Below are 14,477 nucleotides of genomic sequence, written 5' to 3' on the forward strand. Positions count from 1 at the left end.
GGAACGACAGGGCCTCTATGATTGCACGAAACTGCACGAAATATCATGAACATGCACGAATCAGAAATCTTCGTTCCAGCTTGCCGGCCGCGCATCCGTGTTGTCGAAGAGCGCCTGCTGTCGGACGACTGGTTTGTGCTGAAGAAGACCACCTTCGATTTCCAGCGGCGTGATGGCAGCTGGCAGCGCCAAAGCCGCGAGACCTACGACCGCGGCAACGGTGCCGTGCTGCTGCTGTTCAATGCCGAGCGCGGCACGGTGGTGTTGACGCGCCAGTTCCGCTTTCCGGCCTATGTCAATGGATGTGCCGACGGGATGCTGGTGGAGGCCTGCGCGGGCCTGCTCGAAGGCGAAGCACCTCAGGATGCGATTCGGCGCGAGGTGGCCGAGGAAACGGGCTTTGAGGTGCGCGCGCCGCGCAAGGTGTTCGAGGCTTACATGAGCCCGGGCTCGGTCACCGAGAAGCTGCACTTCTTCGTGGCCGAGTACGACGAGCGTGATCGTCGCGGCCAGGGGGGTGGCGATCCCGGCGAGGGCGAAGACATCGAGGTCGTCGAGCTGCCGCTGGACGAGGCGATGCGGCAGGTGGCCGATGGCCGCATCCAGGATGGCAAGACCATCATGCTGCTCCAGCACGCGGCCTTGGTCGGGTTGCGGCAGTTGTCTGCCACTTGAAGGCGCCAGGTAAAGGCGCAGGTTGCAGGCTGTCGGCCCGCTGCCCTCACCGGAAGGGCCGGCTCTCTCATGCGTCCCGCAGGGGGGAGGTTGGGCGCTGCCCGGCTTGCCTCGCTCAGACGGACAGATCAATCACCAGCCGCGTGGAGCGTGCCCGCGAGCAGCAGGGCAGGAACTGGTCGTTCGCGGCCTGTTCTTCCGGGGTGAGGTATTGGTCCCGGTGATCTGGCTCGCCAGACACCACCCGTGTGAGGCAGGTGCCGCAGACGCCTTGCTCGCATGAGGTGAGCAGGGGCAGGCCGGCCGTTTGCAGCGCCTGTGCGGCGGTGCAGCCCACCGGCACGCTGACGATCTGGCCGCTGCCGGCGATCTCGATCTCGAACGCACGATCGGCGCCACTGTGGGTGACCGGCTCCGCGCCGAACAACTCGCGGTGCAGTCGGCTCTCGGCCCAGCCTTGCTCTCGCGCCGCTTGCAGAGCGGCGTTCATGAACCCAGCCGGGCCGCACACATACAGCTCGCTGCCGGCAGCCTGCGCCGCGATCACCTCGGCCAGGTCGATGCGCTCGCCCTGGTCGCCCGCGTAGAGGCGCGTTCGCGCCGCCAGGGGGCCCGAGCCAGTCAGGACGTCGGTGAAGGCCATCCGGTCGTTGCTGCGTGCCGCGTAGTGCAGTTCGAACGAGCCGCCTTCGCGCGCCAGCTGCCGCGCCATGGCCAGCAGGGGCGTGATGCCGATGCCGCCGGCCAGCAGCAGCTTGTGGGCTGGCGTGGCCTGCAAGGGGAAGTGGCAACGCGGCGGGCTGGCCTGGAGCGTCTGGCCGACTTCGAGCCGATCATGCACGGCCAGCGAACCCCCGCGGGACGCGGGTTCACGCAGCACGCCCAGCACGTAGCGGTGGCGCTCGGCGGGATCGTTGCTCAGGGAATAGGGCCGCAGCAGCCCGCCGGGCAGGTGCAGTTCGAGGTGCGCACCGGCCTCGAACGGTGCCAGGGTCATGCCGGGCAGGGGCTCGAGCGTGAGTTCGCACACGTCTTCCGCGGCCACCCGCTTGGCGGTGACGCGCAGCGTCTGCAACGGGCCGGCGTTCATGCCGCCGCCTCGGCAGCCGCGAGGCGGTCAATGATCTTGCGTGATTGCACGCCGCCGCTGTCGATGTTCAGCATCAGCAACTGGCGCTGCGGGTAGGCCAGCAGGTTCGCCTGCTGCCGCTCCAGCATTTCCTGGTCTTCGGCAAAGATGCGGCCCTGGCCCTCGCGAATCTGCGCGGTCAGTTGCGCATCTTGCGGCTTGAACTTGCGGGCCATGCCCCAGAAGTAATGGATCGACGTGGGCGTCTCGGGGGTGATGAAGTCCACCACCCAACTGGCCGCCTTGACATCGTCGGGTGCCGCGTAGCCACCGTGCCCCTGCAGCGCCACCCCCACCTCGATCATGATGTGGCTGGGTGGGGTGAAGTGGCAGATCTGCCAGCGGTCCACCGGCTGGTCATCGGGCAGCCCGTTCATGCGCAGCGCCATCTTCCAGAATGGCGGGGCTTCGATGCCCTTCATGAAGCGCTCGGTGATCACGTGCTCGCCGTCCACGCGGGTCTGGCACGGTACTTCGTCGATTTCCTTCTGGCCGATGCTGGTGGAGTGCACGTAAGTCTCGTGCGTCAGGTCCATCAGGTTGTCGATCATCAGCCGGTAGTCGCAGGCAATGCGGTAGAGGCCGCCGCCATAGCCGAAGGCCGGGTTGCCCATCCACTCGAACTGGGGCAGCAAGGCCAGGTCGGCGCGCGCCGCATCGCCAGGCCACACCCACACGAAGCCGTGGGCCTCGTGCACCGGGTAGCTGCGGATGGCCGGGAAGCCTCGCACGCGCTGACATGGCATGGAGACAGTCTTGCCGTCGCAGCCCATCGCGAGCCCGTGGTAGCCGCAGACCAGGGTGTCGCCCGAGACTCGGCCCAGCGACAGGGGCGCGCCGCGGTGCGGGCAAAAATCTTCGACGGCGGCGACACGGCCGCTGCTGTCGCGGAAAAAGGCGATTGGCAGGTCGCAGATGCGCCGCCCCAGCGGCCGGTCAGCCGGGATGTCCTCGCTGCGCGCCGCGACGTACCAGGTGTTCAGAATCCACATCGAAGCCTCCTTGCCCAGGGTGGTGTGATCAACGAGGGGCCATGCGCAGTGCGCCATCAAGGCGGATCACTTCGCCGTTGAGATGGCCGTTGGTGGCGATGTGCACCGCCAACGACGCAAACTCTTCCGGGTGGCCGAGCCGCTTCGGGAACGGGATCGATTCGGCCAGCGATTGCTGCACCGCTTCGGGCAGCTCTTTCAGCAGAGGGGTGGCAAAGATGCCCGGCGCGATGGTGCAGACGCGAATGCCCCACTGCGACAGATCGCGCGCCAGCGGCAGTGTCATGCCCGCCACGCCCGCCTTCGACGCGGCGTAGGCCTCCTGCCCCACCTGCCCGTCGAACGCCGCCACCGAGGCGGTGTTGACGATCACGCCGCGTTCGCCATCTTGCAGCCCTTCAAGCTTCGCGGCCCTCGCGGCGAACAGGCGCACCATGTTGTAGGTGCCGATCAGGTTGATGCGCAGGGTGCGCTCGAAGTCTTCAAGGGGTGCGGGTGAGCCGTCGCGCTGAATGACCCGCTTGGCACCACCGACGCCCGCGATGTTCATCAGCACGCGCGCCTCGCCGTGGCTCGCGGCAGCAGCTTCGAGGGCAGCCTGGGCCGAGGCCGTGTCGCTGATGTCGCAGCGCAGCGCCAGGGCCTTTTGGCCGACGGCGCGGATCTCGGCGGCCACCCGTTCGGCGGCCGGCAGGTTGATGTCGAGCACCGCGACCAGGGCCCCAGCCTGGGCCAGTGCCTTGGCCACGGCTTCGCCCAGGCCGGAGCCGGCGCCGGTGACCAGGGCGGCTTGTCCATTCAGTTGCATCTGCGTCTCCTTCGTGGCCGACTCGGCCGGCGCCGCACGGAGGCAGGGCCGTGCGGAGTTCCATCTAATTAGCGTGGCTAACTATAAGGTGTGGTCCCTATTTTCGTGAGTCAGCGATAACCCTAGTCTTGTGACCTGGATCGAGCCCGCGCCCGCGGCCCGACTTGCAGCAGGGTCAATGCCCGCTGAAGTGGCCATAAGATGCCCGCCCATGCACAGGAGATGGAATGCCTCGGCCCCCACGTGAAGACCAAGAAGGCACGCCTCGCGCAGTGAAACGACCGCCGCGTGCAGCGCCGCCCGCGCCCGACCGCCTCGATTTCCAGAGCGATGCGCTGGGCTACAAGCTGAGGCTGGCGCAAGTCCGTGCCTTCGATCTGTTTTTCAAGGCGATGGAGCCATTGGACCTGTCGCCCGCGAGGGTCACGGCCTTGTCGATCATCGCCATGCAGCCGGGCATCAACCAGGTCACGCTGGCCAAGGCGCTGGATGTCGCGGGGCCCAGCGCCTTGAAGCTGGTCGACGCGCTGGAAGATGCGGGCTGGATCCGGCGCATGGATGTCGAAGGCGACCGCCGCCGCTACTCTCTCGGCCTCACCGAGCGGGGCCTGGCACAGCTCGAGATGCTGCGCGACAAGCTCGATGCTTATGAAGCGCGCTTGTCGTCGGGCCTCACCGCTGCAGAACGCGCCCAGTTGATGGACCTGCTCGACCGCGTGGCGCGCTGAGCGCCCCCGCTTGTGCGGGCCGATGTATGCCGGCCGGTCAGCGCGATTCGGTGATACGCAGGCCGCGATCCGCGCCCTCGATGCGGTATTGGGTGCCGCTGGTCGGTTCAAGCGAGGTGGCACGGTCGTTGCCGGGCAGGCGCACCGACAAGGCCGGTGTGCCGCATTGCTCGTGCGTCCGCGTCACGCCAGGTGGCAACTGGTAGCCTTTGTCATCGAGCTGGTAGCCCACCGCCGTTCGGCTGCGGTTGCTGAGCGAGAAGCTCCACCGCAGTCGGGCAGGTCGGCCGAACAGCTGCACCGCGTAGAAGCGGCCGCTGCTCGCGCTCTGGGCCACACCCAACCCGATGTCGGTGGCCTCTGCCGCCAGCAGGTTGCGCCGGTGGCCCGGTGAGTGGATCCAGCCTTGCACGAAACGGGTGGCGAGATCCACCGTTTCGAAGCCGGCCGAGCTGTACAGCATCGCGATGTTCTCGGCCACCATGCAGTAGTCATAACCTTGCGCCCGCGCACGTTCGCCGGGCTGGCGCCCATCGGCCTCGTGGCCGTACTGATCGGTGCGTGCCATGTAGGCCGCAAAGGTCTGGGCGGCGGTGTTCAACGCGCGGTCGGTCGACAGCGCTGGCAGCCCTTCCGCCCGCCGGAAGCTGTTGCTCTGCGCGAGGATTTCGCTGGCGGCCCGGTCCCACTGCGGCACGGGTGTGGCCGATTGAGCGGGCAGTGCGGTCATGCCGAGCAGCAGCACGCCAGCGGCGGCCCGTGCCCGCCACGGCGATGGTGCTTGAGGGCGGGGCGACGGGATGCTGCTGGGAGTTTGCGGGGGCATCAGTGGCACGGACACTCGGTCGGTTGGCGCCGACCGCCCCCATCACGGATGCGTCTGTCGGCGCCGATCAGCCATTGTCCGCCCGCTGCGGCCGTGGCTGCGATGGGGCCACCATTCACCCGGGGGCGCGAGGCCGCCGGCGTGGGGCGGTCAACCGCGGCGCAGGCGGCTGGCTTGGACGACGACCACTTGGGTCGGCGCCTCGTCAGCTTGTGCCATCAGCGCGTTGTCGTACTGCCGATCGGCCAGCTGCCCCATGGCGGCGACCAGCCCCATCGTCAGCACCAGGGCGAGACCCGCGGCCAGGCGGCGTACGGTGGTCTCTTCGGCGGCGAAACGGGGTTGGGCGGCGTTCATGTGGTGCTCCTGAAAGGCCTGTCGGCGTTGTTGCGATGGGTGCACTGTAGGCAGCGGCCAGCGGTGCCGCCATGCGGGTGCGACCAGCCGACGGCGCAACCGCATGAACTGCGTCCCAGCGCGACGAACTGCGGGGGAACCCTGATCAAAACATGCGGGTTAGCCCTGGGTTTCCGGCCGAATCGGCGGAAAACCAGTGCCAGGGCGGGCACCGACGGGCGGGCGGCAGCCCGGCACACGGGGGCTCAGCAGGCGGTCGGCTGGGCCCTTATGCGGGCCTTGATCCCGGCCCCTATGCCAGGCGTGTCACCCGGGCGTGTCGCCCAGGCGCGGCGGCGTTCGGGGCCTCGCACTCCAGCGCGGTGAGCCACAGCCGGGTGTCGAACTCCAGCTGGTGATAAGCCGGCTCCATGTGGGTGCACAGCGCATAGAAGGCCTTGTCGTGCTCGCGCTCGCGCAGGTGCGCCAGCTCGTGCACGACGATCATCTGCAAGAAGGCGGCGGGCGCTTCCTTGAACAGGCTCGCAATGCGGATCTCGCGCTTGGCCTTCAACTGCGTGCCCTGCACCCTCGACACCATGGTGTGCGTGCCCAGGGCCTGCTGAAGGATCTTCAGCTTGCTGTCGTAAGCCACCTTCGACAGCGGCGGTGCGTTGCGCATGTGGCGGTTCTTCAGCGCCTGCACATGCTCATACAGCGCGTTGTCGCTGCGCAGTTCGTGCGGCTCGGGGTAGCGGCGTCGCACGCTGTCGCCGAGCCGGCCTTCGTCGATCAAGGCCTGGGCCTGGGCCACCAGCGCAGCGGGATAGCCCACGAGATACCGCAGACGCGGGGCTGTCAAGGCTGAAACGGGGTTGGGGCGGGCCGCGGGCATGGGCTGAATTGTCGTCGCCCGGCGCTCGTCGGCGTCCCCGATTTCCGCTTTGGCGCGCAGTGCCCGATTCTTGGGCAATCCAAGCTTGTCATCGATCTGTCAAAGACTTGGCGCAACTGGGCATAGCTTGTCCACAGGCTTGTCCCCGACAGACGGGGACAACCGCTGTGGATAAGAAGCTGTCCACACCCCTTGACAAGGGGCGGGGCGTTCTGATTGAGATCATTTCAATGGCTATGGTAGACACCAGGGCGGGCGTCAGCGACCGCCCAGACGGGCTGCGATGGAACGCTGCGCCCACTGCAGTTGATTCATGCATTTTCGAAGTTAGGGTGTCGACGTTGACCAGCACAAAGTGGGGGCAAGCCTGGGAGAAGCGCCGGTGCCGGGGCAAGGCGATCTCGCGCCAGCGGCTTTGCGCTGGGCGAGTGGTCCTGGGGGCCCCTGCGCGTCTTGTCACCATCCCATCGCCTGCGCGTTGGTGGCAGGCCATAGACTGCATCGGCGACTGGATCAACTCGGGGCCCATCTGAGGAGCGTTCACTTCGACCGATGCGGCAAGCTTTTGCGGATGACCCGACCCCTGAAATGTCGCGGGCTGTCTTTCTCACTCTCCAAACCAAACTCATGAACAAGACCTTGACTCACTCATGTCGCTGGGGCCGTTGGGCCGCCGCCTTGATGGGGACTTGCTGGTGGGTGTCAGCCCTCGCCGCGGATGGCCTGTGTGATGGGCTGGTCCAGGACAAGATGGCGCACCCGATGACCGCATTGGCCAAGCCCAAGTTGGGCAAGGCGGTGACGGACCCGGAATTCGGGACCCGCATTCGTCGCATCAGCAAGGCTGGCAGCGGCCACCAGATCGTTCCGGCCTACAGCACGATCCCCGCCTGGAATGCCGACGAGAGCTTGCTGGTGCTTTACCACCGCGGTAATGGGGTGCCGCACGGCAGCGGACACCACCTCTATGACGGTCGCACCTACGCCTATTTGCGTCCACTGGCGATCGATCCGCCCGATATCGAACAGTTCTTCTGGCACGCCACGGATGCCCGGCTGATGCTTTACGTCGACGCCAAGAATCGCTTGATCCAGCTTGATGTCACCACCAACACCAAGACGGTGCTGAAGAGCTTCAGCTGCGGCGGGCGGGTCTCTGGCGGCGGTGATGTGATGTACACCTCGTGGGATTCGGATGTCATCGGCCTGAGTTGCCAAGGCAAGGGCTTCTCTTATCGCATCAGCACCGGTTCAGAAGGTGCGCGGGTGCCCGTCAGTGGCGGTCTGTCGCCCACGGCCTCGGCCAGCGGACAGTGGCTGTTCGTGCCCATGGGGCAGCAGGCACAGGTTCGCGATTTGTCGATGGGGCTGCTGCGCACGATCGACGTCCGCGCAGGAGAGCATGCTTCCCTGGGCCGGCTTCCTGACGGCACGGACACCCACAACTCGGTGCAGTTCGATGGAGGCACTGTTGGAACGCTGGTGGTGTCCGACATGACGGGAGCGGCTGCGCCGCGGGTGGTCGTGGGCCCCAAGACGGGCTATCCGTACCCGCCGACCGGCACCCATGTGTCTGCGGTGGCGCTTCAGCGTCCCGGCTGGGTGGCCGTGTCCGTGGTGGGCGCCACATCCGGCAAAGGGGTGCTTGACCAGGAACTGCTCCTGGCCGACACCGCCGCTGGTGGCAAGGTCTGTCGCGTTGGTCATCACCGATCGTGGGCCGATCATGGCCAGCACGACTACTGGGCCGAGCCCCATGCAGTGATCAGCCCGAGCGGCACGCGGGTGTTGTTCGGCAGTGATTGGGGCAATGGCAATTCGGTCGATACCTACGTCGTGGAGCTGCCCAGCTACCGGCGCTGAGCTGTTTCCGCTTCCGCGCAGCCGGTGAGGCGGGGCCGGCAGTCGCAGGCGTGAAAACTGTCCCGGTTTTCGCGCTCAATTCCGCGACTGACCTGCCGACCGAGGGGGCTACATTGCCTCGTGTCTCCCCTTGGCGTGAATAGGGGACTCACCCTTTACGGCGGGGCACGCTGGCCTGCACCGAGGAGTCGAGCCTTGAACAACCTGAAGATTTCTACCCGTTTGAAGTTTGCACTGGGCTTTCTTGCCGCGCTCCTGATTGGGGTTGCCATGCTGGCGATGTGGCAGATGGGTGCCATGCGCCAATCCACGACCGAGCTGGCGACGAATTGGCTTCCCAGCGTCGAGCGGGTCAACCAGATGAACACCGCCACGTCCGATTTTCGGATCTCGGAGTTCCAGCACGTGTTGAACACCGACGCCGCGGCGATGGCTGCCATCGAGAAGACGCTGGCCGAGGTTCTCGCCGGATTCGAAGACGACCGCCAGGCGTACGAAAAGCTGATCAGCAGCGACACGGAACGCAAGCTCTACGACGAGTTCATGGCCGAGTGGAAGCAGTACCTCCAGATTCACGAGAAGATGCTGGAGCTGTCTCGAAAGAATGAGACCGATCAGGCCAAGGCGCTGCTGGAAGGTGATGCACGAAAGCTCTTCGATAGCTCGAGTGCGAAGCTGATGAAGCTGGTGAACCTGAATCACGAGGGCGGTGTCGCCGAAAGCAATGCCAGCGACGAGGTCTACGCTTCAGCCCGAACCACGATGATCGCGGCGGCCGTGCTGGGGCTGGCCCTGGCCGCCGTTGCATCGGTGTGGCTAGTTCGCTCGGTCATGGGCCCGCTGAACCAGGCATTGGCTACCGCCGACCGTGTCGCCTCGGGAGACCTGACGGGTCGGGTGACGATCACCTCCAACGACGAGGCCGGCCTTGTCTTGCGGGCGCTCGAGCGTATGCAGAACAACCTGGCGCAAGTGGTGCACGACGTGCGCGAGAACTCTGAGAGTGTGGCCACGGCGAGTGCGCAGATTGCGCAAGGCAACCAGGATTTGAGCCAGCGCACTGAGGAACAGGCCAGCGCGCTGCAGCAGACGGCGGCGACGATGGTCGAGCTGGGCACGACGGTTCGCAACAACGCCGACAGTGCCAAGCAGGCCAATCAGCTCGCGCAGGGCGCGTCCGAGGTGGCCGCCCGCGGCGGCGAGGTGGTCGGCAAGGTGGTGAGCACGATGCAGGGCATCAGCGACAGCAGCCGAAAGATCGGCGACATCATCGGCGTGATTGATGGCATCGCCTTCCAGACCAACATCCTCGCGCTGAACGCCGCGGTGGAAGCGGCCCGAGCGGGCGAGCAGGGGCGCGGCTTTGCGGTGGTGGCGGGCGAAGTCCGCACGCTGGCGCAGCGCAGCGCCGAGGCGGCCAAGGAAATCAAGGCGCTCATCGAACGCAGCGTTGAACAGGTGGAGCAAGGCACCGTGCTGGTCGACGAGGCGGGCCAGACGATGGGTGAGATCGTTGGCTCGATTCAGCGCGTCAGCGACATCGTGGCCGAGATCACCGCGGCGAGTGCTGAGCAGAGCTCAGGCATTTCGCAGGTGGGCGATGCGATCGGCCAGATGGATCAGGTGACTCAGCAAAACGCGGCCCTGGTGGAAGAGGGGGCCGCCGCAGCCGAGAGCCTGAAGGACCAAGCGCAGCAGCTGGTGCAGGCCGTGGCGGTGTTCAAGCTGGCTTCATGACCGCGTGACCGCGCCCACGGGGCGACCGGGGTTCAGTTCCAGCGCCATGACCAGATCAGGTCGAGTGCGCTGTCTTCGCCCGACTGCGCTCGCAGCGTGAAGCGCTGGGCGATCCGGTAGATGAGCTGCCAGGTGCCGGTGGTGGCGTTGACGCTGCGTTCGTAGCCCACGTACCAGCGTCGCGTCAGCTGCTTGCCGACCGAGACCACCGTGGTCTGCTCCGAACCTTCGCCTTGTTGTCGCACGCCGAAATCAGACAGGCCGATGTTGGCGAGGAAGGCATCTGTGGGGCCTTCGCCTTCACCGGCCAGCAGGGCCATGGCGGCACGCTGCAGCAGCGCTGAATCGGCGCGGCCCAGCCCGTCGGGCGCGCGGCCCAGGACCAGCCAACTCAGCTTGTCGGTGTCGCTCATCTCCGGGTCGCTCGCCAGCCGCACGCGCGGATTCAAGGCGGTTCCGGTCACGGCGACGCCCACCTTCACATCGAGGTTAGGCCGGATCGCCAGGATGTCGAGCCGTGGGTCGTCGAGCGGCGCGGTGAAGGCCAGCAGCCCGCGTTCAATCTCCAGCTTCTGGTTGTAGGCGCGGTACGTGCCCCGCTCGGTGCGCACGTCGCCGCGCACCGCAAACTGCTTGCCGGGGTTGGACAGCTGCAGCGTGCCGCGCAGCAGGGTGTCGAGCCCGCGCCCCTTGATGCGCAGCGAGGGGCCGAGGTCCAGGGCCAGATCGAGCTGGTTCTCGAAGTCGGTGCCGGCCGGTGCGGTGGCGGGGGCGCTGGCGTCGACGGGCGCCGGGGCGCCCGGGGCGGGCTCGCTGGCCGCGCGGCCGACCACGCGCACGTCGTCATCCAGCGCCGGGGCGCCGCCGCGGCTGAAGTCGATCAGACCTTCGTCGATCTTGAGCCGGCCGTTCAAGCGGGCCAGGTTGGGCCGCAGCGCCAGCGCGGCTTCACCGGTGGCGACGATGCGCCGGTCAACCCGGCCGAGCAGCCGCAGGCTGTCGGCCTTGATCTGCAGATCGGCTTCGGGCCGGCGCCCGAGCGTGGCGTCGCCGCTCACGCGCAGCGTGCCGTCGCCACCTTGCCATTCGAACTGTTCGATGGTGGCGCGGTCGCCCTTCAAGTTGATGTCGACCTTGCCGTTCGTGAACTGCACGCCTTGCAGGCCGTTGCGCACCTCCAGCTGGCGGCCCGTCAGGCGGCCGCTGAACTCCGGGGCGCCCCAACGCCCCCCGAGGGTGGCGGCGCTTTGCAGGTCGCCGCCCAAGCGCCATCCGGGCGGCACCCAGGCGCCCCAAGCCGAGAGCTTCGACACGTGCAGCTGGAACACGCCATCCAATGGCGCTTCCGGCCCGGGCCAGCGCGATTGCGGGGTGGTGCGCGCGGTGGCCACGCCGGCCATCTCGCCCAACTGCTGCCCCGCCAGGCCCAAGGTGAAGTGCCAGATGCCGTCGTGCGCGGCCATGCCCAGGCGCAGGTCCGACAGGCCCAGCGCACGGTGCACGGTGGACGTGTCGCGGACATCGTCCGCGACGCTGAGGTCGCCGCGCAACCGCTCGAACACCACATCGGCATCCACCCAGTCGCTGGCCTGGAGGCGGATGTCTCCGCCCAGGACCAGGTCGCCCTTCCATCCCAGCTCGGGCTGTGCTCGTGCCAGCAACGGCGCCAGCTCGAAGGCCTCCAGCTTGGCGGTCAGCGCCAAGGTGCCGGGCGCTTCGCCGCTGCCGGCCCGGAAGCGGGCTTCCGTCCACTGCAGCGCGGTGCCGGGCAAGGCCACCCGGCCCGGGTCGGCGTAGGCCTCGGTGAGGTGGCCGTCGTCGTCCCAGGCGATGCCGAGGCCCAGGTCTTTCGCGGCGAGCCAGGGTTGACCCGAGCCGTCGCTGGCGCGGCCCTGGAGCTCGTCCAGCTTGCCCGACCATCGCCCGGCGCGCCAGACGGGCTCGCCTGGCGTGGCGGGCTGCCATCGGCCGCTGGCACCGAGCTGCAGCCGTGTGCCACTGCCCGTGCGGGCGTTCAGCACTTGCTCGACCCAGGCCGGCGGGCGCACCGGGCTCAGCACCTGCAGGCTGAACTGGTGCTCACTCAGGCTGCCCTTGATCTCGGCGCGCAGTGTCTGGATCTGGGCCTGCTGCCAGGCCATGCCATCGCCCGACAGCGTGCCGCTGAGGGGGCCGTCGCCCAAGCCCAGGCCTTGCACGTCCGCGTCAATGCGGTCGGCATGCCAGCTGGGATGGACGAGTTTGCTGCCGCGCAGCTTGCCGCGCCACTGTGCATCACTTTGCCCGACAGGCCATTGGGCTTCGGCGCGGGCTTGAACCGCGCCTTGGCGGGGCAGCCAGGCGGCCGGGTCACGGGCCCCCAGGCTGGCGAGCCAAGGGGCCAGGGACGACAGGGCGGGTGCATCGATGGCCACATCAAGGTGCCGTGGTGCGCCGCCGCCATCTTGCGCCTGGGCCGACACGCGGTTGCCGCCGCCGTCCACCTGGGCTTTCAACTGGGCCACCCCTTGGGCCGTGCGACTGGCGTTGATGTCGCCCTGGAGCGGCATGCCGGCCCACTGGCTGGGCAGCAACGCGACGGAGAGTTGGCCCACCAGGCCGTCCACCGGCGAGGCACCCGATCGCGCGGGCGCCTGCCAGCGCCCATCGCTGCTGAGCGTGGCATTGAGCTGGTTCGCGCCGCGTGGTGCGGCGGGTGTTGAACCCGGCCACCACAGCAAGGGGTCGAAGCGGGCCAGCTCGCCGCGCGCCTGCCAGGCCCAGGGCGTGGCGCTGTCGCCGAGAGTGAGTTCACCCTGGAGCGTGGCCTGCGCATCACCGGCACGCGCCAGCGCCTGGGTGAGTGTGAGGCGGCCTCGGTCCAAGGCCGCCTGCAGTGTCAATTGCACCGCCGGCCCCGATGCGCTTGCCACTGCCGTCGCGGCAGGCGCAGGGGCGGTTGGGGCAGGTGCGGCCTTGCGGCCCGCAGCGGTGGGGGGGCGCGCGCCGGCGCGCGGCGCGGTGGGCCTGCTGTCCACGCGCCCTTCGAGCTGCGCGTCGAGCTGGGCATGCCAACGGCCGATCGAACCGTTGTGGCTGGCCGCCGCCGACGCTGGGGCGGCGGCCCGGGCCGCCAGCTCAGGTGTGTGCTTGGCAGCGGGCGCACGCGTGCCCGATGCCGCCGGGGCAGGGGCCTGCGCTGGCGCGTCGGCTGCGGGGCTGTCGATTGCGGGCAGGCCATCAATCTCGAGCGTCAGCGGGCCCGCCAGGGTCATCGCCGGCAGGCGTTGGTCCAGCGCCGATGGACGCAGGCCATCGAGGAGCAGCTTCAGCTGAAGGCGTTCGGCGCCTCCGGCAGGTTGCAAGGCGCCGCTGCCGCGCAATTGGCCGCCAGTGGTGTCTGACCCGAGGTCCAGCTCCAGCGTTTGCAGTTGCAGATCGCCCAAGGCCTGCGGCTGGCCCCGGGCCACGACATGCAGGCGCTTCAGCGGCAACTGGCCCTCGTCCCAGCGCCCGGCTTCATCGTTGAAAAGCGTGGCTTCGACATCGGCAGGCTGGTCGAGGCCGGTGCTCCGGATGTGCGCCTCGCCGCGCAGCCTTGTGCGAGGGGCATCGCCGTGCAGCGCCGACAGGTCGAGCCCTTGGGTGCGCAGGTTCAGGCTGGCGAGCGGCCAGGCGGCGAATGGCGTGACGGTGGCCTCGGCGTCGAGCGCCGGGCCCTGACCGGTGCCACTGGCCAGGTGCGCATCGGCACGCAGGCGGGCCAAGGGCCCGTTCAACTTGGCGCTGGCCTGCCAGGGCATCGCGGCGTTGTCGGCACTTCGGGCTTGAGCCTGGAGCTGCACCTCCAGATCGCCTCCGGCCGCGATGGCGCCTTGCAACTCGGCGCCCCATTTCTCGGTGCGAAAACGCAGCGCATGGACGGTATGGCGGCTGCCATCGGCGTCGCCCAGGGCGAATCGCGCATCGATGTCCCGCAGCACGGGCGCCGTATCGGCCTGCAATTGGCCGATGTGCGCCGCAGCCACGTCGAGGGCGACCGGCAGGTGCAGGTCCGTGAGGGCGGTGGTCGGGGAAGCGCTGGGCGGGCCAGAGCGCCACGTGGCCTGGTCGGCCGACAGGCGTGTCAGTTGCAGGCGCACCCATGGCTGCCCGGGGGCTGGACGGGTTGTCCAACTCCCGGTCAATCCCGCCAGCCGGACGTGATGCAACTCCAGGCGATGGCCATCGAATTCGTAGCGCAGCAGATCGGCCGACAGCTCGTCGCCCAGCAATGCACCCCGCAGGCCCTCGACGTGCAACCCCGGCACCTGCTGCAGCAGCCAGGCACTGCCCGGCTCACTGCGGCTGAGCCATGCGCCCGTGCCCACCAGCGCCGCGGTGCCCACCGCAAGGCCGCCCAACAGCCACGCGGCGATGCGGCGGCCGGGCCGCGGCCTGGCGCGCGTCAGGGCCGGTGAGGCCGGCGAGGGCGGGGAGGATGGGGGCGGATCGTCAGCCATCGATCGA

The 14,477-nt window shown here is 68.2% G+C and carries 11 protein-coding genes; 4 read left to right on the top strand and 7 right to left on the bottom strand.

Annotation, left to right across the window (positions count from 1 at the left end):
• Positions 1 to 51 precede the first annotated feature (51 nt).
• Entirely contained in the window at positions 52 to 675 is a 624-nt protein-coding gene (locus AACH06_RS05445; protein ID WP_341424609.1) for an NUDIX domain-containing protein, read from the top strand.
• A 115-nt stretch (positions 676 to 790) separates the two neighbouring features.
• Here AACH06_RS05445 and AACH06_RS05450 read toward each other — a convergent pair whose 3' ends face one another.
• The 3 genes from AACH06_RS05450 to AACH06_RS05460 are packed head-to-tail and all read right to left on the bottom strand — an operon-like array spanning position 791 to position 3,604.
• Complete coding sequence (locus tag AACH06_RS05450) at positions 791 to 1,765, bottom strand: PDR/VanB family oxidoreductase (RefSeq protein ID WP_341424610.1); 975 nt, start codon at positions 1,763 to 1,765, stop codon at positions 791 to 793.
• On the bottom strand, positions 1,762 to 2,796 hold the full coding sequence (locus AACH06_RS05455) for an aromatic ring-hydroxylating dioxygenase subunit alpha (RefSeq protein ID WP_341424611.1): 1,035 nt from the start codon (positions 2,794 to 2,796) through the stop codon (positions 1,762 to 1,764). The genes AACH06_RS05450 and AACH06_RS05455 overlap by 4 nt, the downstream gene beginning before the upstream one ends.
• Positions 2,797 to 2,824: 28 nt before the next feature.
• Positions 2,825 to 3,604, bottom strand: coding sequence for an SDR family NAD(P)-dependent oxidoreductase (locus tag AACH06_RS05460; RefSeq protein ID WP_341424612.1), 780 nt, complete (start codon positions 3,602 to 3,604; stop codon positions 2,825 to 2,827).
• 272 nt (positions 3,605 to 3,876) lie between these two features.
• Here AACH06_RS05460 and AACH06_RS05465 point away from each other — a divergent pair, with 272 nt between their 5' ends.
• Complete coding sequence (locus AACH06_RS05465; protein ID WP_341424613.1) at positions 3,877 to 4,332, top strand: MarR family winged helix-turn-helix transcriptional regulator; 456 nt, start codon at positions 3,877 to 3,879, stop codon at positions 4,330 to 4,332.
• 37 nt (positions 4,333 to 4,369) lie between these two features.
• Here the strand turns inward: AACH06_RS05465 and AACH06_RS05470 are convergent, their stop codons facing one another.
• The 3 genes from AACH06_RS05470 to AACH06_RS05480 form a co-directional block, all read right to left on the bottom strand.
• Positions 4,370 to 5,158 (bottom strand): CAP domain-containing protein, encoded by a 789-nt coding sequence (locus tag AACH06_RS05470; RefSeq protein WP_341424614.1) that lies wholly within the window; start codon positions 5,156 to 5,158, stop codon positions 4,370 to 4,372.
• A 150-nt stretch (positions 5,159 to 5,308) separates the two neighbouring features.
• A complete protein-coding gene (locus AACH06_RS05475; protein ID WP_341424615.1) occupies positions 5,309 to 5,515 on the bottom strand; it encodes a hypothetical protein in 207 nt (68 codons plus the stop codon).
• A gap of 292 nt (positions 5,516 to 5,807) precedes the next feature.
• Entirely contained in the window at positions 5,808 to 6,389 is a 582-nt protein-coding gene (locus tag AACH06_RS05480; protein WP_341424616.1) for a YgjP-like metallopeptidase domain-containing protein, read from the bottom strand.
• Positions 6,390 to 7,016: 627 nt separating this feature from the next.
• On the opposite strand from AACH06_RS05480, the gene AACH06_RS05485 reads away from it, so the two are divergent.
• Together AACH06_RS05485 and AACH06_RS05490 are read left to right on the top strand one after the other, a co-directional pair.
• On the top strand, positions 7,017 to 8,252 hold the full coding sequence (locus tag AACH06_RS05485) for a hypothetical protein (RefSeq protein ID WP_341424617.1): 1,236 nt from the start codon (positions 7,017 to 7,019) through the stop codon (positions 8,250 to 8,252).
• Between the two features lie 195 nt (positions 8,253 to 8,447).
• Positions 8,448 to 9,989 carry a methyl-accepting chemotaxis protein gene (locus tag AACH06_RS05490; protein WP_341424618.1) on the top strand — a complete coding sequence of 514 codons (1,542 nt, stop codon included), beginning with the start codon at positions 8,448 to 8,450 and terminating at the stop codon, positions 9,987 to 9,989.
• 32 nt (positions 9,990 to 10,021) lie between these two features.
• Here the strand turns inward: AACH06_RS05490 and AACH06_RS05495 are convergent, their stop codons facing one another.
• Positions 10,022 to 14,470 (bottom strand): translocation/assembly module TamB domain-containing protein, encoded by a 4,449-nt coding sequence (locus AACH06_RS05495; protein ID WP_341424619.1) that lies wholly within the window; start codon positions 14,468 to 14,470, stop codon positions 10,022 to 10,024.
• Positions 14,471 to 14,477: the final 7 nt, after the last annotated feature.

The sequence above is a fragment of the Ideonella lacteola genome, from assembly GCF_038066555.1.
In the GTDB taxonomy this organism is placed as follows: Bacteria; Pseudomonadota; Gammaproteobacteria; order Burkholderiales; family Burkholderiaceae_C; genus Ideonella; species Ideonella lacteola.

Excerpts from the sequence above, each read along its gene's own strand:
- AACH06_RS05495 (WP_341424619.1), bottom strand. The coding sequence starts at position 14,470 with ATGGCTGACGATCCGCCCCCATCCTCCCCGCCCTCGCCGGCCTCACCG.
- AACH06_RS05470 (WP_341424614.1), bottom strand. The coding sequence starts at position 5,158 with ATGCCCCCGCAAACTCCCAGCAGCATCCCGTCGCCCCGCCCTCAAGCA.
- AACH06_RS05450 (WP_341424610.1), bottom strand. The coding sequence starts at position 1,765 with ATGAACGCCGGCCCGTTGCAGACGCTGCGCGTCACCGCCAAGCGGGTG.
- AACH06_RS05455 (WP_341424611.1), bottom strand. The coding sequence starts at position 2,796 with ATGTGGATTCTGAACACCTGGTACGTCGCGGCGCGCAGCGAGGACATC.
- AACH06_RS05480 (WP_341424616.1), bottom strand. The coding sequence starts at position 6,389 with ATGCCCGCGGCCCGCCCCAACCCCGTTTCAGCCTTGACAGCCCCGCGT.
- AACH06_RS05460 (WP_341424612.1), bottom strand. The coding sequence starts at position 3,604 with ATGCAACTGAATGGACAAGCCGCCCTGGTCACCGGCGCCGGCTCCGGC.
- AACH06_RS05445 (WP_341424609.1), top strand. The coding sequence starts at position 52 with ATGCACGAATCAGAAATCTTCGTTCCAGCTTGCCGGCCGCGCATCCGT.
- AACH06_RS05475 (WP_341424615.1), bottom strand. The coding sequence starts at position 5,515 with ATGAACGCCGCCCAACCCCGTTTCGCCGCCGAAGAGACCACCGTACGC.
- AACH06_RS05485 (WP_341424617.1), top strand. The coding sequence starts at position 7,017 with ATGAACAAGACCTTGACTCACTCATGTCGCTGGGGCCGTTGGGCCGCC.